15 protein-coding genes are annotated in these 22,893 nt (G+C 36.4%); 8 read left to right on the forward strand and 7 right to left on the reverse strand.

The window, feature by feature from the left end; translation table 11 throughout:
* A complete protein-coding gene (locus EDF66_RS24720; RefSeq protein WP_243656138.1) occupies positions 1-2,865 on the reverse strand; it encodes a TIM-barrel domain-containing protein in 2,865 nt (954 codons plus the stop codon).
* Between the two features lie 172 nt (positions 2,866-3,037).
* Positions 3,038-7,039, reverse strand: a complete 4,002-nt coding sequence (locus EDF66_RS24725) for a two-component regulator propeller domain-containing protein (protein ID WP_132845871.1) — start codon at positions 7,037-7,039, stop codon at positions 3,038-3,040.
* A gap of 219 nt (positions 7,040-7,258) precedes the next feature.
* Between EDF66_RS24725 and EDF66_RS24730 the strand changes: the two genes are divergently transcribed.
* Complete coding sequence (locus tag EDF66_RS24730; protein WP_132845873.1) at positions 7,259-8,080, forward strand: GLPGLI family protein; 822 nt, start codon at positions 7,259-7,261, stop codon at positions 8,078-8,080.
* A 109-nt stretch (positions 8,081-8,189) separates the two neighbouring features.
* On the opposite strand, the gene EDF66_RS24735 is transcribed toward EDF66_RS24730, so the two are convergent.
* Genes EDF66_RS24735 through EDF66_RS24745 form a run of 3 tightly spaced genes read right to left on the reverse strand, consistent with a single transcriptional unit; the run spans position 8,190 to position 13,248 of the window.
* Positions 8,190-8,768 (reverse strand): fasciclin domain-containing protein, encoded by a 579-nt coding sequence (locus EDF66_RS24735; RefSeq protein ID WP_243656139.1) that lies wholly within the window; start codon positions 8,766-8,768, stop codon positions 8,190-8,192.
* 4 nt (positions 8,769-8,772) lie between these two features.
* Positions 8,773-10,146, reverse strand: coding sequence for a RagB/SusD family nutrient uptake outer membrane protein (locus EDF66_RS24740; protein WP_132845876.1), 1,374 nt, complete (start codon positions 10,144-10,146; stop codon positions 8,773-8,775).
* Between the two features lie 9 nt (positions 10,147-10,155).
* Positions 10,156-13,248: a SusC/RagA family TonB-linked outer membrane protein gene (locus EDF66_RS24745; RefSeq protein WP_132845878.1), complete on the reverse strand. Its 3,093-nt coding sequence runs from the start codon at positions 13,246-13,248 to the stop codon at positions 10,156-10,158.
* 430 nt (positions 13,249-13,678) lie between these two features.
* Between EDF66_RS24745 and EDF66_RS24750 the strand changes: the two genes are divergently transcribed.
* The 4 genes from EDF66_RS24750 (at position 13,679) to EDF66_RS24765 (ending at position 16,930) form a co-directional block, all read left to right on the forward strand.
* Positions 13,679-14,725 carry a hypothetical protein gene (locus tag EDF66_RS24750; RefSeq protein WP_132845880.1) on the forward strand — a complete coding sequence of 349 codons (1,047 nt, stop codon included), beginning with the start codon at positions 13,679-13,681 and terminating at the stop codon, positions 14,723-14,725.
* 71 nt (positions 14,726-14,796) lie between these two features.
* Positions 14,797-15,507, forward strand: a complete 711-nt coding sequence (locus tag EDF66_RS24755) for a hypothetical protein (RefSeq protein WP_132845882.1) — start codon at positions 14,797-14,799, stop codon at positions 15,505-15,507.
* A 109-nt stretch (positions 15,508-15,616) separates the two neighbouring features.
* Positions 15,617-16,225 (forward strand): hypothetical protein, encoded by a 609-nt coding sequence (locus tag EDF66_RS24760; protein WP_021191239.1) that lies wholly within the window; start codon positions 15,617-15,619, stop codon positions 16,223-16,225.
* A gap of 57 nt (positions 16,226-16,282) precedes the next feature.
* Entirely contained in the window at positions 16,283-16,930 is a 648-nt protein-coding gene (locus EDF66_RS24765; RefSeq protein WP_132845884.1) for a hypothetical protein, read from the forward strand.
* Positions 16,931-16,979: 49 nt separating this feature from the next.
* On the opposite strand, the gene EDF66_RS24770 is transcribed toward EDF66_RS24765, so the two are convergent.
* Positions 16,980-17,834 carry an HD domain-containing protein gene (locus EDF66_RS24770; protein ID WP_132845886.1) on the reverse strand — a complete coding sequence of 285 codons (855 nt, stop codon included), beginning with the start codon at positions 17,832-17,834 and terminating at the stop codon, positions 16,980-16,982.
* 308 nt (positions 17,835-18,142) lie between these two features.
* On the opposite strand from EDF66_RS24770, the gene EDF66_RS24775 reads away from it, so the two are divergent.
* Together EDF66_RS24775 and EDF66_RS24780 are read left to right on the forward strand one after the other, a co-directional pair.
* Positions 18,143-19,462 carry a serine hydrolase domain-containing protein gene (locus EDF66_RS24775; protein ID WP_132845888.1) on the forward strand — a complete coding sequence of 440 codons (1,320 nt, stop codon included), beginning with the start codon at positions 18,143-18,145 and terminating at the stop codon, positions 19,460-19,462.
* A 326-nt stretch (positions 19,463-19,788) separates the two neighbouring features.
* A complete protein-coding gene (locus EDF66_RS24780; RefSeq protein ID WP_132845890.1) occupies positions 19,789-21,990 on the forward strand; it encodes an alpha-galactosidase in 2,202 nt (733 codons plus the stop codon).
* Between the two features lie 76 nt (positions 21,991-22,066).
* On the opposite strand, the gene EDF66_RS24785 is transcribed toward EDF66_RS24780, so the two are convergent.
* The gene (locus EDF66_RS24785) at positions 22,067-22,441 is read right to left on the reverse strand and encodes a winged helix-turn-helix transcriptional regulator (RefSeq protein ID WP_132845892.1); all 375 of its coding nucleotides are present in this window, start codon (positions 22,439-22,441) and stop codon (positions 22,067-22,069) included.
* A 91-nt stretch (positions 22,442-22,532) separates the two neighbouring features.
* Here EDF66_RS24785 and EDF66_RS24790 point away from each other — a divergent pair, with 91 nt between their 5' ends.
* Entirely contained in the window at positions 22,533-22,805 is a 273-nt protein-coding gene (locus EDF66_RS24790) for an alcohol dehydrogenase catalytic domain-containing protein (protein ID WP_132845894.1), read from the forward strand.
* Positions 22,806-22,893: the final 88 nt, after the last annotated feature.

Raw genomic sequence — 22,893 nt, forward strand, 5'->3', positions numbered from 1 at the left:
TTATTTTAATTTAACCTGTAGTGTTTTTCCGGAATAAGAAATCATCTTTGATTTTTTTGCTTTGATATCGATACCGGCACTGTGAGCAGGATCGACAAAAATGATATTGAATTTTCGATCCTTCAGCATGCCATCAAACGTACCAACACGGTCTGCTAACACGAGTGTTTTCGTCTTGTTGTCATAGGTCATGTCGATACGACTATATTGTCCTTTTTCGTAATTATAGTTGATTCCTTCATCTTCATATAGCGCAAATTCACCATCTGCACCATCGTAAACATACAGGTTGATCAGATCTTGTTTTTGCTCAGTGGTAAACTGAATGGTTCTGCCTAATGGCAATATTGATCCTGCTTTTACAAATACCGGCATACGCTCATAAGCAGCTTCTGCTGTAATATCTTGTCCTCCCCGACTCATTTTGCCCGTGTAGAAATTGTACCAATCTCTTCCTTCTGGTAAATGAATGACTCTCGAGGTCGCTCCCATTTCTGTAACTGGACTGATCAATAAGGATGGTCCCCACAGGTACTGGTCATTAATATTAAACCCCTTCTGATCTTTGGGAAAGTCCATTGCCAATCCACGAATCATCGAGTAGTCTTCAAAAAATGTCTTTGCGGCTATACTGTAATTGTAAGCCAGAAGTTGATAGCGCAGATTGATGTAATAAACCATGCTTTTATATGCAGGATGATCTTCTGGAGCTATATTAAAAGGTTCGCGAAATGGAAATTGACCATGCGCGCGGAATATAGGCAGGAAAGTGCCATACTGATACCATCTGGCATTCATTTCGCGCCATTCTTCCTGATCTGCAGGATTGGGCTTATGAAATCTATTCTCTACTAAAAAGCCTCCGGCATCCATCGTCCAGTAAGGTGTACCAGACATTGAAAAATTGATTCCAGCAGCAATTTGATCCTTCATATCATGCCATCTTGAAGCAATATCGCCACTCCACGCTGCTGCCGCATAGCGCTGCTGGCCCGCGAAATAGGAACGTGTTAAAATAAAGACACGTTTATTGGGATCTGTTTCGCGCTGTCCCTCATAGATTCCTTTTGCATTTTGAAGTGGAAATGCATTGTAATAGCGGACTGATGATCCGATATTTGGCTGAAAGACAGATTTGCGTTCGTTCAGATCGATATTTGAATGTATATCAGGTTCACTGGCATCCATCCACCAGGCATCGACGCCAATTTGAAAAAGATTTTTGTCTAATAATTGCCAAAATCCATCGCGTGCTCCTTTATTGAAGGGATCATAAAAAGTCGATGTATATCCTTTTCCGATCCAGTCTTTCCGTCCATCATAGATATTTCTGGTGTAAATCCATTTATTGTCGCTGAACTGTTTGTAGACGGTAGATTGTTCATTGATCTTGGGCCATGCCGAAATCATCAACTTATAATTTTGATCATGTAATTTTTTGATCATCCCTGCTGGATCAGGGAATCGCGCCTTATCAAACTGCTGGCTTCCCCAGTCGTGCTCTGACCAGTATGACCAATCTTGTACGATATTGTCAATGGGAATTTTTCGGTTTCGAAATTCTGTTGCGACACTTTCAATCTCCGCTTGCGTTTTATACCGTTCGCGACTTTGCCAGTAACCAAAACTCCATAAAGGCATAATCGGTGCTTTTCCTGACACGTGGCGATATCCAGAAACGACTTCATCCATCGATTGACCATGTACAAAGTAATAATCAATCGCATCACCGGCTTCAGAGTTAAAAGAAAACACATTTTTACGCTGCGTTGGAATAGGGCTTTGCCAATTTAAAGTAAAATAAGATTCTCCCCCATCTGGCAACCATTCTATACGGATATCATGATCCTCTTCTTGTTTAAATTGTTGTTCAATTTCAAAGGTTCCTGCATTCCAAGATTGTCGCCACCGATCAGCGACCAAATGTCCATCAATCCAAACTTTCATGTAACCCGAGTATTTAAAATGAAGCACATGTTTTCCTGAATAGGGAGAAGATATACGGCCTTCGTAGATAACTTTACTGTCTACGAGTTTGACATCTTTGGGAAACTTATGCTGATCAGTCAGATAACTATATTCAATAATTGATTCGGGACGTGACAGGAAAACTTCTTCATTTTTATGCTTATTCACATAGGTTGCTGTCAACCAACCTTGCTCGCCCTCTTTAGAAGTTAATTTAAACGCATTGAGAGGCAGAAAAGCACGTGTATCTCCAGCTTTGGTGATGGAATAGTTGTGCCATAAAAGCCCATAATTGTTTGTCGAAACCAGAAAAGGAATTCCAATTTCGGTATTATATTGCAACAAAGTCACCTGTTTACCGCGATTGTAGTTCATAATCGCATTTTGATGCTGCCCAAGTCCAAATATGCCCTCAGCGGTGTCTACAATAAAATCTTGATTTAATCGATAAAATGCATCGCCAGCATAACTGTCGGGAATGAATGCATCGGCATTTCTTTTTGATTCACTGAAAATTCTCTTGCCTGATGAATCAAAGAATTCGACTTTCCCGCTCACCAAAGAAACCTTAGCAATAAGATCCGATGTTGTTAAGTTGATCGTCGAATCTGTTGGTTGTAAATGAAAGGATTTGAGCTGACGTTGCAAAGAATCGACTACCACCAAACTTGCTTGTGATGGAAATGGATCTCCATAAGGGAGTGCAGTGACTCGGATGATTTTATCCGTGATTACATCCAGATAAACATCTTGATCAATGGCACTTTCAGATCCCTTGAAACTGACCTTGACGCCTGATTGGGTTTTTATAAAATTGGATTTATTCACTTGCGCATTTCCATTATGGACAAGTGCAAAAAGCATAATACCGCTCAGAGCAAACTTTAGGTTTTGCATATATAAATAATTACTGGTTTAATTTTGGTTATTCCCTTTTACCTTATGAATTGGTAGGATCAAATATAGCGCAGTAGTTATTTCCAGGAGGGGGTGTTATGTTAACAATTAGGGTATCTAATGTTAACTGGCGTAATCTAAAAAGACCCCTAATAAATTACAACATTTTAACTTACAGACTTTTACGATAATAGGAAGGTAAAAATCCAAAAGTAGCTTTAAAGTATTTCGTAAATTGTTTGGGATTACTAAAACCAACTTCATATGCAATCTCTGAAAGCGATAAACTGGAGTGTTGTATCAGGTGCATGGCTCTTGTTAGACGGATATGCCTGATGTATTCTGTTGGTGAATATCCGGTAATGGCTAATATCTTTTTATAAAGTCCTACCCGGGTCATGTGCATGTTTCCGGCTAATATTTCAACCGACAAGGTCGAGTCTGACAAATCTCGTTCGACTTCAAGAATGAATTCGCGGATGAACTTCTCGTCGGCAGACTCAACCTCTGGCTGGTTGAGTTCGATTGCGATTTGCTTTTTGTATTTTTTGACCAGGGATGATTTTTGATCCAGGACACTGGCGATTTTAGATTTCAGCAATTCAAAATTAAATGGTTTTAAAACATAATCTGAAGCTCCTGCACGAAGTGCCTGCAGCTGTATTTTTTGATCCAGCACAGCAGTTACCATAATGACAGGAATATGTCGGTAACGTTCTGATGATTTTAGATACATACAAAAATCGATACCGCTTTCACCAGCAAGCTGAATATCGGCAATCACTAAATCATACTCCTTTTTTGTCAGATGGTCTTTTGCTTCCTTTACGGTACAGACACCATCAACTAAGTATTCATCGTTTAAATTTCTTTTCAAATATTCTAAAAACTCGACATGATCTTCAATCAGCAAAATCTGATTTCTCTTGTTGATTTGTTTCTCTGAGAGTGCTGATGTTTCCGAAATCGCTTCGATCGGTATTTCAACCACAAAACTTGATCCTTCTCCGACTTTGCTCTGAACGGAAATATTTCCGTTTAGAAACTCGACATATTCTTTTACAATGGCTAATCCAATACCTGTACCTTGATTTAAACGGCCATTATTGACATCATATTGAAAATAACGGTCAAATATCTGATTTTGATATTCTTCCGGTATCCCGGAACTTTGGTCTTTGATCTCTAATCGCCATATATCGAGGTCATCGTTTTGTTCCTTGATCGTGATCGTGATATGTATTGTACCTCCCGATCTGCTGAACTTAATCGCATTGGACAATAGGTTGAATAGGATACTTTCCAATTTTCCTTTGTCAAAATTACCGAAATAATGATCGCGGTTATATATTACTTCAATGCGGAGCGAATTGACTTCGGCCAATTGGAAAAAGGGCTCAATCTGTTCTTTAGTAAAAAGAATTAAATCGCCATATTCGTCCATACGGCTAAGCTGGTTTTTTTCTAGTTTTCGAAAATCCAGCAATTGATTGACCAAAATCAATAGACGAGATGCATTTTTATTGATCAGTCTTAAATTCTCTTTTTTATGTTGATCTGTTTCTTCTTTTAGAAGTTGCTCAGATGGGGTTAAAATTAAACTGATCGGCGTTCTGAACTCGTGGCTTACGTTAGTAAAAAAGCGTGTCTTCAACTCTTCGAGTTCTTTGGCTTGCAACGCTTGTTCTTTGACCATTATCAATTGATTTCGTGTCTTTGTCCGCAGTTTTACCCACGCTTGCCACAGGTAAATACAGGAAATAGAAATCAGCACGTAAAGCATTAATGCCCAATTGCTCCTCCAAAAAGGAGGCTCAATCACGAGGGTTAATAATAATGTTTTTTCAGACCAGCTTTCATTATCGACTGAATGTCGGATGTAAAATCGGTATGTTTTGGAATCAAGATTCGTAAAATTGGCCTTCATTGTTCCGGTTTCAAAATCAAACCATTCCTCGCTGAGTCCATCCAACTGATACTGGTAAATCCGATTATCCTGCTGCAAATAATTAAATGAGGATAGTTCCAAGGAGATCGCATTTTGATCATATGGCAGTTCTAATTTTTTCACATTTGTCAGTGCCTCATCATAAATCACCTTGCCGTTTACACGTTCACCAACATTGATTTTACGATTAAAGAGATAGATATTGGATAGAACAGGTGTTATATTTTCTTTTGATCCCAAAATTTGATTTGGATCAATAATATTATAACCATTGGGGCCTCCAAATATAAGCTGTCCGTTATCCATCTTTAAAGCTGAATTTTCATTAAAGACATTGCTTTGTAGTCCCTGCTCTTTGGTGAAGTTACGAATGACAAATTGCTTAGCATTTTGATTGGGAACAATTTCAGATAATCCTTTTGCTGTAGAAGCCCACATATTGCCCTTATTGTCTTTGATTAATGCCAGTACGGCATTGTCAATCAGACCGTCGCTCGTATTGAGGTATTGGATCGTTTCATCCTCAATGATATTTATTCCCTCTTGAGTGGCTACCCAGATGCAACCTAGCTCATCTTCCTTAATATCATATATCAAATCATTGGAAAGACGCAACTTTCCTTCTTTTTCATTAAATTGATGTATTTCTCCATTTGACCGAATCAATTCGATGCCTGTAGCAGTTCCAACCCAGATATTATTTTTTGAATCTTCAAATAAAACAGATACATAGGTACTGGAAATTGTCTTTCCCTCACGCGAGCGATAGGTGGAAAACGTTTCCGTATCCTTATTAAACAAATATAAACCAGCAGATAGTGTTCCGACCCAGAAACGACCTCTTGAATCTTCAAATATTTCCCAGACGCTATCGTCTGGTAATCGATCAGCGCCTTTGTTGTATGTTTTGAAACTTTTACCATCGAACCGACTCAATCCCCCGTGGTAAGTGCCTACCCAAAGTATATTTTTTTGATCCAGATACAGACTTACGACAACGTTACTGGGTAAAGAAGTTGCATCATTTGGATTGTGCAGATATTGTTTATATACTTTATCTTGAAAGTTATAATGCAAAAGACCGCCACCATTTGTACCGATCCATAAGTAATGATTTTGATCTTGAATAAACCTGTTGACATCATCAAATGGCAATGTTTTCGTGTAACCTGCATAATTTTGGTATACCGGAAAAAGCAGTAAGTTTGGGTGATAATAACTGATGCCGCCCTTGTATGTCCCAACCCAGATAATGCCTTTCGGATCTTTATACAGGGAGGTAATACTATTATAGGGTAAACTTCTTAAATTATACGCCTCGTGATTGATCACAAAAAGTGATTGCGTCTTTTTATTAAAGACATTGATTCCACCATGATCAGTAGCTAACCAAATCAAACCTTGTTCATCTTGAACGATACTGCCTACAAATACATTCGAAAGTTGCTCTTTGATATGACTGATCTCATCCGATCCAGCTTTGACCCAAAATACGCCGATTGGAACATCTTTTGAATAAATCCACAGATCGCCTTCGCGATCTATAAATAGACCATACGTAACGCGCTGTTTGCTGGCAGGTAAAGAAAATTGTTTAAGAATATTCCAGGTCTTTTTTTGTACGAGCTGTGTCAAACCGTTTTCATAGATTATCCAAAAAGATTCTTTTGAATAATTTACAACATCGACTATTTTTTGATTCTTAAGTGGTGAAAATTTTCTCGTTTTTTTTGAAATCGTATGTGTTAGCATGAATGAATTATCGCTGTACAAAACAGCATATTCATCATCTTCAAAATGGCGGATAATTTGAGGATCTCCGATCGGTAAATTCCATGTCTGAAGAATGGAATCTATATTTTGAATGATTACTCCTTTTTTTTGATCGTACACATTCATTTTCGAATGGGTACGGATCCAAATTTGCTCCCCTGGTCCTTCAAATAATGCCGATATACGATTACTGCTCAGCCCAAAACCTTTGTTTGATGAATACCGGAAATTTGTAAATTGAAGTCCATCAAATCGACTAAGTCCAGATTCTGTTCCAAACCACATGTAATTATATTGATCTCGTAGGCTGCAATTGATATGGTTATGTACCAATCCTTGATCGGAAGTGATGTTCTTAAAAGAATAGACTGTTCCTTGCTCTTGACCGAAACAAAAACTAGTAATCCATGAAAAAAGAAGTATACTGATCGAAAGTAATGTACTACGGATCATCAAAATTTATAATTAGTACTGTAATACCAATATTAACAAAAATATTATTCAAATAAGAATAACCGCTTGAAGTTTCTACGTTTGCGCAGAGAAATTATTAAGAAAAATACGGAAATTGGAGTTTTGGAAATTTTCAGATCCTAATAAACAAGAAAGTTAACTATTTTTATTATTCACTGAAGTTTAGAATTAATTACCATTGACTTAATATCAAACCATATGAACCAAATAATAAAACCTTATTTAATACTGATTTTTTTATCTTTTACTAGTATTTGCTACGGTCAACAAAAAACACCCTTGTCATTTGATCTCAAAATAACTTATAAATTAAGCTATCTCGGAGATAGTACAGATCAAAAAACATTACGTTCTGAAAATACTGTTTTATTTATACAGCATGATTATTCTTTATTTGAAACCGAGAACTCTCACTACATGGATTCAATAACCTTTATCAGTAAAACAGAAGGGGATAGAAAATATAGTTTTTTCAACTATAAAATATTAAAAAAAGATAATAGTATTATTACCTATGATAATATCTTACCTAATCGTAATGAACCAGGAAATGAAGGATTTCATTACATTGAAGATGTCAAAGATCTCCTCTGGAAATTATCTGAGGATACACTTACAATTGGCGGTTTTTTATGTCAGAAAGCCACCACTACATTTGGAAATAGAACTTGGATAGCTTATTTTGATCCTTCAATACCAACTTCGGAAGGTCCATTTAAATTTAAAGGACTTCCTGGGCTTATTATTCAAATTTCGGACACAAAAAAACATTGGAACTTTAATCTTATCAGTATTGAAAAAGGAAATCAAAGCTTTAAAGCCACACTACTTCCTGTTATAGACAATCCACTTACCGACAAAGTGACTTTCTTTAAAAATAAACGATACGCAAATGAAAATTTCATGGAGCTTCAACAAACGATGAGAGTTACTGATACTGATCCAGCACGACGAGAAAGAACAAAAAAACTATTTAATCAGGCTTTAAAAATAAGAAGTAATTGGATAGAACTATATTGATGGCTGGATAAAAATTCGTGACAGGATCAAGTCTTGAACATCCCGTACTTTCTTAAAGAAAATTAAGTTCCTGCATTTGCGATGTTGTAGAAATGCAGGAACAATATACCTATTTTACCTTCTCGGAATAGAAAACAATCTGATCAACAATATGGATGACACCATTGTCCGGAACAAGATTTGACGTACGGATTTGCCATTGCTTATTGGTTCCTTCATTGATGAGCCCAACATAGGTACCGGTATGGGATAGATACATGATCTGATCATTTTCAGTCTGATATGCAATGGGCTTATTTTTTGGAGCCAAAGCTGGATCATTAAAATTCACTACTGCCTTTACAATATGATATCGCAACATATCTTTCAGTATGGATATCGGTACTGTACCTATAGCGTCGTAATTATTTTCTTCTAAATATGCCTTAAACGCACGATTCGTGGGCAGAATAAAGGTCGATTTCTCTGTCCTTTCGTATAATCCTTCATCCTTAGCTAGCATAATTGCTTTTTTTAGGGAGGACAAAGAGTCATCTTTTTGGATATAGGCCCATGCGGACATATTTAATTTGCTATTGTCTTCTGCGTAATCGTATTCAAAGCTGTCCTGTACTTCGCAACTAAAAAAAGTAACTACCACTGCAAAACTGAATAGAAAAAAAGTAACGATATATTTGATCTTCTTCATATGATTATCTATAAAATTCATTTTGTTTCAAATTTGGATTTTTTAATAGTTCGCCTTCGTGTATTGGCCACAGCAGATTTCGATTGTCCGAGAGACCGTTGATCGGTTTCATTGTTGAAATTGCAGTACCAGTACGTACAAGATCAAACCATCGATGTCCCTCAAAACAAAGCTCTACGGATCTTTCATGCAAAATTCCGGTGAGTAAGCTTCCAAATTGGGTATTGGCTTTATTTTGATCCAAAGCAACGAGTCCTGCACGAATGCGGATACGGTTCATTAACTCCAATGCTTCAACGGGCTGGTTTAAATTTGCATGTGCTTCGGCCTTTAGTAAGACGACATCAGCCACTCTGGTAAGTACCATATTTCCTGACGAAGGTTCTGGACTCTCGTCATTAAATCCCTGTCCAAAAAATTTCCAGATCTTACGTGGCTGTACCTGAGACACATCGTAAATACGTGGTTTACGTAGATCTCCAGGCTCGATAGACGCAATAAAAGATGCACTGGGTACATAATCACTATCTGATCCCATGGCATACCATATACGGAGATTATTGGTCTGCACTTCATTGTAGCCGACTTCAAAAATACTTTCAGCACTGCTCCCTTTAACAAAAATGTTATTCCAATCCTCGATCGATACCAAAGTATATTGAGGATCCGAGAGCACTTTTTCGGACATTTCTATGGCCTGCGCATATTTCTTTTGCCACATATACAGCTGCGTCAGAAATGCATAAGCAGCTCCTTTGGTGATCAGCACACGATTCCCGGCTCCTGAATAATTTGTAGCACAATTCTCCGTCGCGAGCATCAAATCTTCCTCTACCTTAGCCAATACTTCAGCCTCCGTGTTCTTTTGGACAAACAGCTCCTGACCCAAACCCTCGTACGGTTCGATGACTAAAGGTACCTCCCCCCAGATCCGAACTAAGTAAAAATAAGCGAGTGCCCTCAATGCATGTGCCTGCCCGAGTAATTGTTTTTTAAGTTCGCTATCCTCAGTTCCAAATGCCTGGGGAATATATTTGATTGCGTAATTCGCGCGTGATATAACGGTGTAAAAATTATCCCACCGTGCTGAATTGATAATTGGCGTTAACGTATTTTGTTGCAGCGCGGCTGGATCACCGGCATGACGGGTCACGACATTATCGGCCCGGCCTTCTCCCCAGTGGGCATAATTTTGACGGAAGAGAGTTTGTAAACCATTATAGATTCCATTGACTCCGGCTTGGGCATCACTGGGCTTTTTATAGTAGCCTTCTCCAGAAAAATTACTAATCGGTTCCTTATCCAGCAACGATTTAGAGCAACTGGTAACAGATAGAAAAAGAATAGAGCAAAATATGTATTTATACAATTTTTTCATCGTTATTTATTAAAGTCCAAAGATTAAACCAAACGTAAATGTGCGGCTCTGTGGGTAAGAGCCTTCATCTAATCCTACGCGAAGACCGGAATAGGAATTGACATCGGGGTCAAAGCCCGTATATTTTGTCCAGGTGACCAGATTCGTAGCAGTAACAAATGCATCCAACTTGCGCAGGCCGATCCGTTTGCTCAAAGCTGAATCAAAAGAATATCTTAAATTGACGTTCTTTAATTTGAGATACGAACCATCTTCAACCCATCTACTTTGGACTCTGCTGTCGGACTGTTTTGGATCGTCCCGAATCAATCGGGGAAAATCTGTTTGATCCCCTTGCTCTCGCCACCGATCAAGGGCATCGGTAGATAGATTGTTGTAACGGACAATTGAGTTTCGTTGATGATTCAATTCGTTGTAAATCTGATTACCGACAGCATACTGAAAAAACACATTCAGATGAAAGTTCATATAGCTAAAATCGTTGGAGATCCCGCCGAAATACTTAGGTTCTGCATATCCGATTATCTCCCTATCATTCTGATCGATAATTTTGTCATTGTTGACATCCTTCCAAATGGGGTCTCCACCTACAAATACAGCTCCGTTGGCTCCGTTTGTTAGCTTGTTTGTATTGTCTTCATCACGCGCATACACGCCAAGAAAATTCCAACCATAAAATACACCAATAGGTAAACCCTCTTTTAGTATATGGAAATTACCGTTCTGGATATGCCCATTGGTCAATAAATTCTTAGGTAAAGAGGTCACTTTATTCCTATTCAAGCTAATGTTTACATTCGTGCTCCAACGAAAAGCGCCTTCTAGATTACGGGTCTGTAGGCTAAATTCCAAGCCGCGATTCTCAATCGACCCTATATTTTGCGTAATATATTCAAAACCAGAAGTTCCAGGGGTAGGCACATTATACAGCAGATCTTTTGTTTTCTTCAAGTACGCATCTGTTGAAAACAGGATTCTATTTTTAAAAAAACCTAGCTCTAAACCCAGATTATATTGGTGGGTAGTCTCCCAAGTGAGGCTCGGATTGGGCATCACTGTCGGCGCAGCACCCGAAAAATCCAAATAGTTTGTTCCTAAGGTAAACTCTCCTCTTGATGTGTAATCACCGATGGCTTCATTTCCAGTACTTCCGAGGCTAAAACGGAGCTTACCGTCGCTCAGCCAGCCCAGATTTTTGATACCTTCTTCTTCCACAAAACGCCATCCTGCGGATGCAGAGGGAAAGAACCCAAACCGTCGATCACGGCCAAAGCGGGAAGAACCGTCAGTACGAAGATTGAATTCTAACAGATATTTGCTCTCATAATCGTAAGTAACCCGGCCGAAATAAGAAAGCATAGCATGTTCGGAGGCGACATTTACACCTTGGTTCGAAATCACAGATGCACCATTTAGGGTACGGATATCATCGCTTGGAAAATATTCTCCATTGAGACCTGTTCGGTCATAACGCCATTTCTGAAAACTCATCCCAAATACCGCCCCAATATGGTGCTTATCCGCTACATTTTTGGTGTAAGTAAAGTAACTCTCATTTCCCCAAGTAAGATTTCCAGAAGATCGTACAGCACCGCTATTGTATCCTTCGCGGTAGTCCAATATCGATGGCATAAATTCATCTTCCTTCATTGCAATATAATCCAGATTGACATTGCTCCGGAATTTAAGATCTTTATAGATATCAATTTCTAGATATTGGCTTCCAATGATACGATTGCTCTTATTGAGATTGGTCGAAAACAAAGCCATACCGACAGGATTACGCTGTCCAATCATATAGCCGTTCAGTGATCCATCAGGCAAGTACATCGACATATTTGGTGGCCTTATCAATAAACTCCTGATAATACTCAAATTCCCGGAGCCAGCAGCATTTGTTCGGTTGTTGACCGCGTTTGTGTAGGAAATGCTCTGCCCTATCCGCACGCGATCTGAAATTGTAAAATCAACATTCAATCGGGAAGTAAACCGTTTATAATTCGAATTCAATATAACTCCATCTTGATCCAAATAGGAAGAACTCCAGGCATATTTTGTTCCTTCATTACCTCCTCTTACAGAAAGATCTAACTTATACTGTTTTGCTGTACGCATCAACTCATCCTGCCAATCTACATCACCATTGTTCATGGGGTTGAGGGAATCGATAATCGTATAGAAAGGGTCTTCTGGGACTGTCATGCCACGATAAGAGTCCAACACTGCTTCTCGATACTGCCTGGCATTAAGAACACTTAGTTTTCGCGTTAATGAACTTACCCCTGCATTTGCATTCAATATCACTTCCGGCTTTCCTGCTGCCCCCCGTTTGGTCGTAATCATCACAACCCCATTAGCGGCCCGGGAACCATAAATTGCTGTTGAAGCTGCATCTTTTAGGACTTCAATGGATGCGATATCGCTTGGATTGATATCCGCCATTGGATTTAGACCTGAATTTTCTGTACCATTTAAAGAAGAAATAGAATTGGATTCCAGCGGGATACCATCCACAACAAAAAGCGGATTATTACCCGAGTTCAGCGAAGAACTTCCCCGGACACGGATACTCATTTCTCCACCTGGCGCTCCAGAATTGGACGATACCTGCACGCCGGCTGCCCGTCCCTGTAAAATGGAAATAGGGTCCTGCAACGTTGTTTTCTCAATTTCAGAGGCACCTACAGAAACAATAGCGCCGGTTAGATTTCGCTTTTTCTGACGGCCGTATCCCACCACAACTGTTTCTTCGATCACATTGGAAATAGGTGCTAAAGCTATCGTATAGCTTGTACGCGTATCTATTTTTATCGTCTGACTGGAATAACCCAAAAATGAAAAAGTAAGCGATTGTCCTATCGCCCCATTGTCTAATACAAAACCACCCTGTTTATCTGTCGTTACGGTCGTACCATTTTTATCGTCAAGCTTTATCGTAACCCCGAGCAATGGTGTCTTTGTCACTGCATCGATCACTTTCCCAATGATCGTTTTTTGCTGCGCTGCCGCAGTGCCAGGAATAATCAATAGGACATGCAAAAAGAACAAGGATGGTACATAATATGACAACCATAGTTTACATTGGGTAGCACTAAATTTCATACAAAGGTTTTAAGTTTAGATCATCTATAAATTGTCGATAACGATTAATAAAAAGTATTTTAATGAAAACATTTACATTAAAACTTAAGCATTATCAAATAATTAACGACGAAAAAAAACCTATAGTATCTGGAGCAATACATTTTGTAACATTATTGTTATAAATGTGGATTTCCTGCTCCTGAAGCACACACTTATTCTTACCGATTTATGAGGGGAATTGGCAGATATAAATTTATTACCTTTTGCAAAGGCAACCAGCTGAATAGAGATAAGATAGTTCGAAACCATCTTAATGAACAATTCTGTTGAGCGCGATTCTAGTTTTTATAAAAGAATCTTTCCCTTGTTTTTTTGTATACTAAGCAACAGAAACTTTGTAGCGCTTCTTTATCAATTTTCACTATATTTATTTGTCAAACCATTTTTCATGAGCACACAGAGTATAAATAGGGATTCAGGTCGTTACAATATTTCAACAGGATTTAAAAAAAATGAATTATCAGCTATAGCAAACAATACCAAAACGAAGCTTGTACAATTTTCAGCCCCACTTACTTATGAAGAATATGATCTTTTGGAAAAAATGGTTTTTGCAACAAGACCTGATATAGAGCTACGAATCTTTGGACATTATTCTGTTGAATGCGATCTAACATTTCTGGAGCGAATTCCTTCTCTCAGAAAAGTTACTGCAGACTGTATGAGAGATACGACCGGTATTGAGGTCGTTACGCAATTGAAAAACTTAGAGTCATTGTGTGTAGGTATTTTTGATTTGGATAATTTTAATTTTTTAGAACAAGTAGCTCCTAATCTAAAAGTGCTTGGATTATATCAGACCAGATCTAAAAAACCTAAAATTGAAAGCATAGCGAGATTTGAAAATCTGGAATACCTATTTTTGGAAGAACAGCAAAAAGGGATCCATGCGATCAAAAATCTAAAAAAACTTCAGAAAATTGTCCTAAGGTCAATCACAACAACTGATATTGACTTCTTACAGGGACTAAAACAGTTATGGTCAGTAGATATCAAACTTGGGGGAATTAAAAGTTTTGATGCCTTAAAGACACTTCCATCACTGAAGTTTCTGGAGCTTTGGCAAATAAGAGGATTGGCGGATTTGTCTTTTATTTCGGATCTAACAACGCTACAAAATCTATTTATTCAATCACTCAAACAAGTAAAAACTTTACCAGACTTTTCTAAAAATAAGTTTTTAAGAAGAATTTACCTAGAAAATATGAAAGGTCTTGACGATTTCTCCACATTAAAACATATTCCAAATTTGAAGGAATTCATCATATGTGATGAAAATAAAGAGCCTAATAATTTCTTACCTCTGTTTGAAAATCCAACAGTTGAGCGAGTAGCTGGATTTCTAGGGAGCAATAAAAGGAATAACCAATTTATGGATTTGGTGAACTACTACCAAAAGAACATTTACGAGTATAGTGATTTTGAATATCAATAGAATGACGGGAATAATCTTTTTGAAGGATTAACAATTATTATTTCACAGCGTATTAATTAAATAATTAAGATATGAAATTTATCTTAGGTCTGTTTTTTTCGATGATCATTTTAGTGTCCAACGCACAAAATTTTAAAGTAAAAATAATAAAAGAAAAGCTTGTTAGAAATTTCGACGGATATGGATTAAAATTTATCATTTTAAATAAGAATGTTTTAGATACAATTTCACCAGGAGATTACGAAAAATTATATGTTTTTAGTAATTCTCTTTCAAAGGATGAAAAAGTTCTTTTTGCTCAAGAATTGAGTGCATATTTTAATGATTATTCATTATGTGCTTACAAGATTAGACTATTTATTCCATATGCGGGTGTTTTTGGATCTTTCGCGAAAGGAATAGAGAAGTCTTCTTTAGCAATTGAATCGATGTATATTACAAATATGATTTTATTTGGTGATTGGACAAGGTTTCTATCTAATTCTCCAGTATTAGTAGAAAAATATTCCGGAAAAAAAGTGAGCTATAATGATTCTTTAAGCATTTCAAAATTATCTAATTTGTATTGTAATCTATTGGAAAATCTAAATAGTAATGAATTATCATTAATAGATTTGATGGATTTGTATAGGGGTCCTGTTGGTTGGTTTGACGCAGAATACATTCCTAATTCAAGAAGGATAGTTGCAGATTTATACAGAGAAATGGAAGCTGATAAAAAGAGAAATAAGAATAAAGAAAAACCTGAGAACAAGAAGAATGTATTTGAAAAGAACCAATAAATTAGAAAAGTTAAAGGTGGAGTAAGAAAATTAAATTAAGAAGAATCTCAAGAATTTCTTCAATAATCTGGATTTTCAACATTACATGAGCTAAAAGACATAATTTATTATGAAAGATAAAGTGATTTTATTACTAAGTTTTATTACCATATTATATAGCGATTGTTTTTCGCAACCTTATGTAAAAAAAATCAATACGGAAGATAATAAAGCTTATCTAAAAATATCTTTTAAAAAAGAAAATAGAAATTTAGTGTATGATTTTATCAATATAAATTCGAATTATTTAACTGATATTGAAAAATTACAACTTATTTCCTGCCTATTGGATTTTGAAGGTGATACAACAAAACATCCAGGAAATGTGCTACCAATATATTTAGGTAATAATGAAAAAAATAATGTTAGGTTCTCTCCTAAATCTAAATATTTTACAATTGAGATCAATGCTCTCTATTTTATTGATAGAATTGCATATGGAGAGTTTTCAGATTTTTATTCACCTGCACCTGTCTTATACGATAATATCGACAATATGGAAATAAATGATTCTCCTGACAAAATAAAAATTGTATTTGACTCTTATAAAAAATGGTTTCAAGAATGTATGCTTATTGGGAAAATATCTAAATATTTCCCTTTCAATGACGGTCGATTTGTTTGGCTACATGGGAAAAAATCCCTTTTTACAAAGGGTCAAATACTGATTGAAAAATAAAGTAGTATCTAAATTATATTTGGTTTAGATTTAGTAACATAAAATGCATTTATCTTTATGAAAAATATTATTATTCTTTTAATTGCTTTTTTACTAACTAAAACTTCTTCTGCTCAAAAAGCCGTAGTTACAGTGGATAAAATTACTTGTCAGGAAGATCTATCAGGTTACTACTTAGAGATAACTTTAAAAAAAGGAAATAGAATTTGGATAAGAAAAACTAAGGATTATCATATGGAGAGTTTACTGGATGAAGGGCTAACTAATCAAGATAGATTAGAAGTTATCAGTGCTCTAAAACCGTATTTTACGGACTATTCTCGAAGCTGTAAAAAAGTGAGCCGATATTATATAAATTCTTTTCAAATAGAATATGATAATATGCCAGTTCCTAGTAGCAGAAATTATAATATTGCTATAGATGCCATGTTTGCTTTTAATAGGTTATTCTGCCCTTCTTATTTACACCATATTTCTACTTATCCAGTTTTATTTAATAGTAAAACTCTTAAAGAAGCTAATAATGATCCGAAATTAATTAAACAGATGGCAGATAGATACTTAAAATTATTTCAGGCAAAAGAAAAATCAGCCTCTAATAAAAATCCATTTATGACGCGAGATGATTTGAATTATCTAAATCAAGGAGCTGTTAAATGGTGGGATATGATGATTGTCGAGAAAGGTATCAGAGAAGATATCTAATTACCAATTAATGATGAATAATAATATCAATAAATCAATGTAAAATATTTTAGGTAATAACCATAGGCTTTAGTATCCTTTCTTTGAAAATTTTTCCAGATTGAGTTTTTGAAAAACTTTCAAAACCTTCCAGATTTTCTATTTTTTCAAGTTCTGAATTGAGGGCTGGATCGGTCTTTATTATTGATAAAACGGCAGGGTCATCTTGCCAAAGATCTGATAAAACAAGGATACCTTTTTCCAGTCCTATAGCAATCAATTCTGCAAGCTTGGTATTGGCAAATATATGTTCCGGTTTTCTGAAATATGCATTATTGAGCTGAAGGTATTTACTGCTAATCCATGAAGCTACTTCTTCACTCTGAACACCTATCTTACTATCCTGAACACCAAGTTCGCTTATAAAATTATGTGCCTCCACAATATCGTTCAGGCCAAAATGATATAGATCCCTAATGGTATAATCTATTCGATCTGCACAAAGCTCAGGTAGCGGCATCTCAAGCAAGGTATGCTTTGGATCATCCAATAAGAAAGTACTGAATCCATATTTAGCGAGAATGTTAGGTATCGTAGACTTTCCAATTACTGTTTCAAAAATTTGCTCATGATAATCTTCGCCTTTATGCTGCAAGACATAATCGATCACATGTGAAAAAGCAGTGTGCGAAACATCATGCAAAAGCGCAGCTATCTGTTCTTCCAGACTACCTCCAAGTTTCCGCACAAGAAGCATAACGCCGATAGAATGTTCATATCGGTTGTGACAAACATGTGGAGAGACCAGAAAGATAGCACCACCCTGATGAACATTTTTTAATCGTAGAACGGGTTTTGAGCTTATAAGCTCACTAAGAATATCTTCAAGTTCGAAATTGCCGTAAAAAATATCACTTACCATCATAATTCAAATATAAAGCATTTAAGGTAATGATAGAGTTAAAAATAAAAACGCCCTTCTTTATAGAAGAATCCATTTAAAAAATCATTTACACGACAATTGGGCAGTCGGATGTACCGCAAAAACTTGTTTAAAACGTTGAACTCCATTTTCTAATACATAATTCTAATGATCGAATAGATCTTATTAAAAGAAAATCGAACACATGAAGCATTAAAATATAAACTAAAACAATTATCTTTAAAGTCTAAGAAGCTGCAAGTTACATCAGCTCATTATCCATCAAATTAAAAACCATAAGACAAATTATTATGCTTAAAAAAATTTCAGGTTACTTCGTACTTCTTTTGATTTCGACTGGTAGCTATGCGCAAAATTTCGACTCCCAGAAACTCGATTCGTATTTTGCATCACTGGAGCAAAATAACAAATTTATGGGAAGTGTGGCTATATCAAAAAATGGTACACTTATTTATTCCAAATCGGTTGGCTTTTCTGATCTTGAGAACAATAAGAAAGCAACCCCAAATTCTAAGTATAGAATTGGTTCCATTTCAAAAACATTTACTTCCGTTTTGGTTTTGAAAGCTGTAGAAATGAAAAAATTAAAACTAAATCAAACCATCGAAAGCTTTTTTCCGACGATTAATAATGCCGAAAAAATAACCATAAAACACTTATTAAGCCACAGAAGTGGAATACATAATTTTACAGATGACAAGGATTACCTGACCTGGAATACACAACCTAAGACCGAAAAAGAAATGGTAGCAATCATTGCTAAAGCGGGCAGCGATTTTGTACCCGACAGTAAAGCGCAATACAGCAATTCGAATTTTGTACTTCTAACTTACATACTTGAAAAAAGTTTCAAAAAAAGTTATACAGATCTATTAAAAGAATTGATCACAAAGCCTCTTGATTTGAAGAATACGTATATGGGAGGAAAAATTAATCCGGCGAAAGAAGAATGTAAGTCATATACCTTTAATGAGAAATGGATTCTTCAACCTGAAACAGATATTTCTATACCTTTGGGAGCTGGAGGAGTTGTTTCTACACCAAGCGATTTGGTCGATTTCAGCAATGCACTGTTTAATGGCAAATTGTTGAATCCTGAAAATCTTGAAATCATGAAAAGCATCAAAGATCAATATGGTGTAGGCTTATTTCAAATTCCTTTTTATGACAAAATTGGATATGGACACACCGGAGGAATTGATGGTTTTAGTTCTGTCTTTTCTCATTTTGCTGACGAGAATATTGATTTTGCTTTAACTTCAAACGGAACTCATTTTAATAATAACAATATTGCTATTGCGCTATTAAGTGCAGTCTATAATAAACCATATGATATTCCAAATTTTTCCAGCCACGAAGTATCTTCAGAAGATCTGGAAAAGTATTTAGGCATTTATGCGTCCAAACAAATCCCTTTGAAAATTACGATTACAAAAGACAAAAAAACGTTGATGGCTCAGGCAACAGGACAGTCGGCATTTCCACTTGAATCAACAGAAAAAGATAAATTCAAATTTGAACAGGCAGGGATTGTTTTAGAATTTAGCCCGGAAGATAAGACAATGAAATTGAAACAAGGTGGTGGAGAATTTCTGTTCAATCTGGAATAATAAATCAGTAGATCCATTAAGACGTTCTAAGCCGATTACAATATAAAATGCTTGTAAATATACGATTTGCAAGCTTTTTTTTTTGTTCATATATCTTGCAATATGAAGCTTTTACAACCCGCTACTAAAAAGAAAAAAATCAAAGAATTAATCTGCCATACTGATTATAACGATTGATGATTTTGAGAACAATCTAGCAATCACTATCTTAGTTGAACCGTTTCTATTTATTATAGTCGAGACCGATGCATCCGATCAATGAGATATGGAATACATTAGGCTTTAATTAAATAGCACTAATTACTTCATAACCCTAAACCAACAATATGACAAAATTTATGCTCCTATTTTTGTTGCTCCCTATTTTTTTTGATAGTAGTGCACAACAAACGCAATTGCAACTCAAGACGACAAAAAAAATCATCCTCGAAACTGCTGACATCGCACTGGTTCTGAATGTAGAGGAAAACAAAGATGTCAATATGGTTTACCTTGGAAATAAGCTGTCAAAATCGGATGAATATACACAAGTAACCAAACAATATAAACAGGCTCATGACTACACCAGTATGTATCAATCTGCTTATGCAGCTTCGGGCACCCGAAACTTACTTGAACCCGCGATAAGCGTTGAGCATGCCGACGGTAATCAATCTTTAGATCTTAAATATATCGATCATAAAAATGATATCAGTACGGCAGGAAAACAGCATGTCACCATCTTTATGAAAGATGATCTGTATCCTTTTTATGTGGAATTACATTATCTGGCAAATTATCAGGACAATATCTTTGAACAATGGACGGTTATTCGGCATGAAGAGAAAAAAAATGTAAAACTAACCAAATTTGCTTCGGCTAACCTCAACCTGAAATCAGACGATTTCTACTTACGCAGCTATCACGGCGACTGGATAGCGGAAATGCAACCAGAAACTGAAAGACTTACGCACGGCATCAAAACACTGGACAGTAAACTGGGTACCCGGACCAACTTGTTGATGAGCTCTTATTTTGCCATTGGTATGGATAAGATATGGAATGAAACACAGGGAACTGTATTATTGGGAGGATTGGATTGGAGCGGTAACTTCAGAATTGATTTTGAAAAAGATCCGCAAGATAATTTGAGAATTATTGCGGGCATCAATAATTATGCTTCACATTATTCCTTAAAGCCTAAAACACCTTTCATCACTCCGAAATTTACGTATACCCTTTCCACCAAAGGTGTAGGAGAAGGATCTCGTAATTTCCATCGATGGGCAAAAAATAATCGCCTAGTTGATGGAAACGGAGAACGCCTAACTTTACTCAATAACTGGGAAAGTACCTATTTTGATTTTGATGAAAAGAAAATTTTTCATTTGCTGGAAAACACCAAAAAATTAGGTGTTGATCTTTTCCTGTTAGATGACGGTTGGTTTGGAAATAAATATCCCCGCAATGCCGACACGTCTGCATTAGGTGATTGGACTGAGAATAAGAAAAAACTGCCCAATGGAATTGCCTCAATCACAAAAGAAGCCGATAAAGTGGGTGTAAAATTTGGTATCTGGGTAGAACCCGAGATGATAAGTCCCAAAAGTGAACTTTATGAAAAGAAACCAAACTGGGTAGTGAAGCAGACAAACAGGCCTGAATATTATTTTAGGAATCAGCTCGTGCTGGACTTATCCAATCCCGAAGTACAGGATTTTGTCTTCAACACTCTTGATCAATTATTACAGAAAAATCCTTCTTTAGCTTATATCAAATGGGACTGTAATGCTGTTATATACAACGCATACTCGAGTTTCCAAAGTGACCAAAATAATTTCTATGTTGACTACACCTTGGGCTTATACAAGATTCTAGAACGATTCCGCGCCAAGTATCCGAAACTTCCCATGATGCTTTGCTCTGGTGGTGGTGGGCGTATCGATTACGGTGCATTAAATTACTTTAGTGAATATTGGCCAAGTGATAACACGGATCCTTACGATCGGATCTTTATGCAATATGAAAACTCGCTGTTCTTCCCCGCAATAGGAAGTGCAAACCATGTCACCACTTTTGGAAAGCAGGATCTTAAATTTAAAATTGATGTAGCCATGATGGGAAAAATGGGTTTTGACCTCAACCTCGAAGAGTTGCGTCCGGAAGAACTGAGTTTCGCACAAAAAGCGGTTAAAACATACGATAACATCAAAGACATTGTATGGCATGGTGATCTTTATCGGTTTTCTAATCCTAGAGAAAACAATTATGCCAGTCTCGCATACATCAACAGCGATAAAAGTAAAGCGGTTATGTTCAATTACCTCACCTTTTATAACCATGTTTTTAAAACCACTAAACCGATCAAATGGCAAGGTTTAGATTCGAATAAATCTTACAGGGTTCAAGAAATAAACTTGAATAAAGATGATAAAACAATCGCTGAAGACCTGATTCTATCCGGAGACTTCTTAATGAATATCGGTTTAAATCCTGTTTTAGAAAATAACAGAAGAAGCGTAGTCATCTTGTTGACAGCTACTCCATAAGTAGATCGATCACTTAACAACTTTAAATATCCTATTTCCTTATCCATTCGACTGGGAAAGGAAATAGGATATTTTATTACAACGAATTTTTAATTTTGTCCCTATGGATCAAACCCCAGTTTACCAGTGTCTCGGTCACCGGAAATACTGATTTCCCATATTCTGTTACAGCATAAATGACCGTAATGGGTTTGGTATCTTGAATGGTTCTTGTAATCAGAAGATTAATTTCAAGCTCTCGGAGTTCTTTAGTAAGCATTTTAGCTGAAATTCCCGCTATACCACGTTGTAACTTCTTAAAATGAATCTGTTGGTCCGTTCTGTTGGTTAGATAGCGTAAAATCATCAGTTTCCACTTACCGCCCAGAACATCGAGACTATCGCGCATTGCAAATAGCTCCTCTGTACATGTCGCCGGTCTTTCTACACCGTTCTCTATAATATTTGCCATAATAGTTACCTTAATGTTACTAGTTACCAACAGTTAACTAGTAGCAAATATAAACTATTCTACCTATACCTTTGTCTAAAATCAACACATCATGCAAGTAGTAACGATCAATCAATATGGCCAACTGGAAGATGGATCCATTCCTAAACCAATTCCTAAAGACCATGAGGTTCTGATTCACATAAAAGCCAGTGGTTTTAATCCTATCGATTACCAGATGTTGGAAAATGAACACGAAAGAAAACTGATCAGTTCACCAATATTGGGACGAGAACTGGCAGGAATCATAGTAGAAATGGGTAGTCAGGTACTTGAATTTCAAATTGGTGATGAAGTTTTCTGTGCTAGTGGATCAATGGTGTAAATAGCAAATTTACTTTCATCAATTTTTAGCAAAAGTATTTCACCACTTTTCTTCAAAAAAATACATTTACTTTTCCGGTGTATTTTCT

This window comes from Sphingobacterium sp. JUb20, assembly GCF_004342035.1.
Classification (GTDB): domain Bacteria; phylum Bacteroidota; class Bacteroidia; order Sphingobacteriales; family Sphingobacteriaceae; genus Sphingobacterium; species Sphingobacterium anhuiense.

Coding starts and splice junctions, on each gene's coding strand:
- EDF66_RS24735 (WP_243656139.1), bottom strand. CDS start 8,768: ATGAAGAAGATCAAATATATCGTTACTTTTTTTCTATTCAGTTTTGCA.
- EDF66_RS24725 (WP_132845871.1), bottom strand. CDS start 7,039: ATGATCCGTAGTACATTACTTTCGATCAGTATACTTCTTTTTTCATGG.
- EDF66_RS24740 (WP_132845876.1), bottom strand. CDS start 10,146: ATGAAAAAATTGTATAAATACATATTTTGCTCTATTCTTTTTCTATCT.
- EDF66_RS24720 (WP_243656138.1), bottom strand. CDS start 2,865: ATGCAAAACCTAAAGTTTGCTCTGAGCGGTATTATGCTTTTTGCACTT.
- EDF66_RS24745 (WP_132845878.1), bottom strand. CDS start 13,248: ATGAAATTTAGTGCTACCCAATGTAAACTATGGTTGTCATATTATGTA.
- EDF66_RS24755 (WP_132845882.1), top strand. CDS start 14,797: ATGAAATTTATCTTAGGTCTGTTTTTTTCGATGATCATTTTAGTGTCC.
- EDF66_RS24790 (WP_132845894.1), top strand. CDS start 22,533: ATGCAAGTAGTAACGATCAATCAATATGGCCAACTGGAAGATGGATCC.
- EDF66_RS24770 (WP_132845886.1), bottom strand. CDS start 17,834: ATGATGGTAAGTGATATTTTTTACGGCAATTTCGAACTTGAAGATATT.
- EDF66_RS24765 (WP_132845884.1), top strand. CDS start 16,283: ATGAAAAATATTATTATTCTTTTAATTGCTTTTTTACTAACTAAAACT.
- EDF66_RS24780 (WP_132845890.1), top strand. CDS start 19,789: ATGACAAAATTTATGCTCCTATTTTTGTTGCTCCCTATTTTTTTTGAT.
- EDF66_RS24750 (WP_132845880.1), top strand. CDS start 13,679: ATGAGCACACAGAGTATAAATAGGGATTCAGGTCGTTACAATATTTCA.
- EDF66_RS24775 (WP_132845888.1), top strand. CDS start 18,143: ATGCTTAAAAAAATTTCAGGTTACTTCGTACTTCTTTTGATTTCGACT.
- EDF66_RS24730 (WP_132845873.1), top strand. CDS start 7,259: ATGAACCAAATAATAAAACCTTATTTAATACTGATTTTTTTATCTTTT.
- EDF66_RS24785 (WP_132845892.1), bottom strand. CDS start 22,441: ATGGCAAATATTATAGAGAACGGTGTAGAAAGACCGGCGACATGTACA.
- EDF66_RS24760 (WP_021191239.1), top strand. CDS start 15,617: ATGAAAGATAAAGTGATTTTATTACTAAGTTTTATTACCATATTATAT.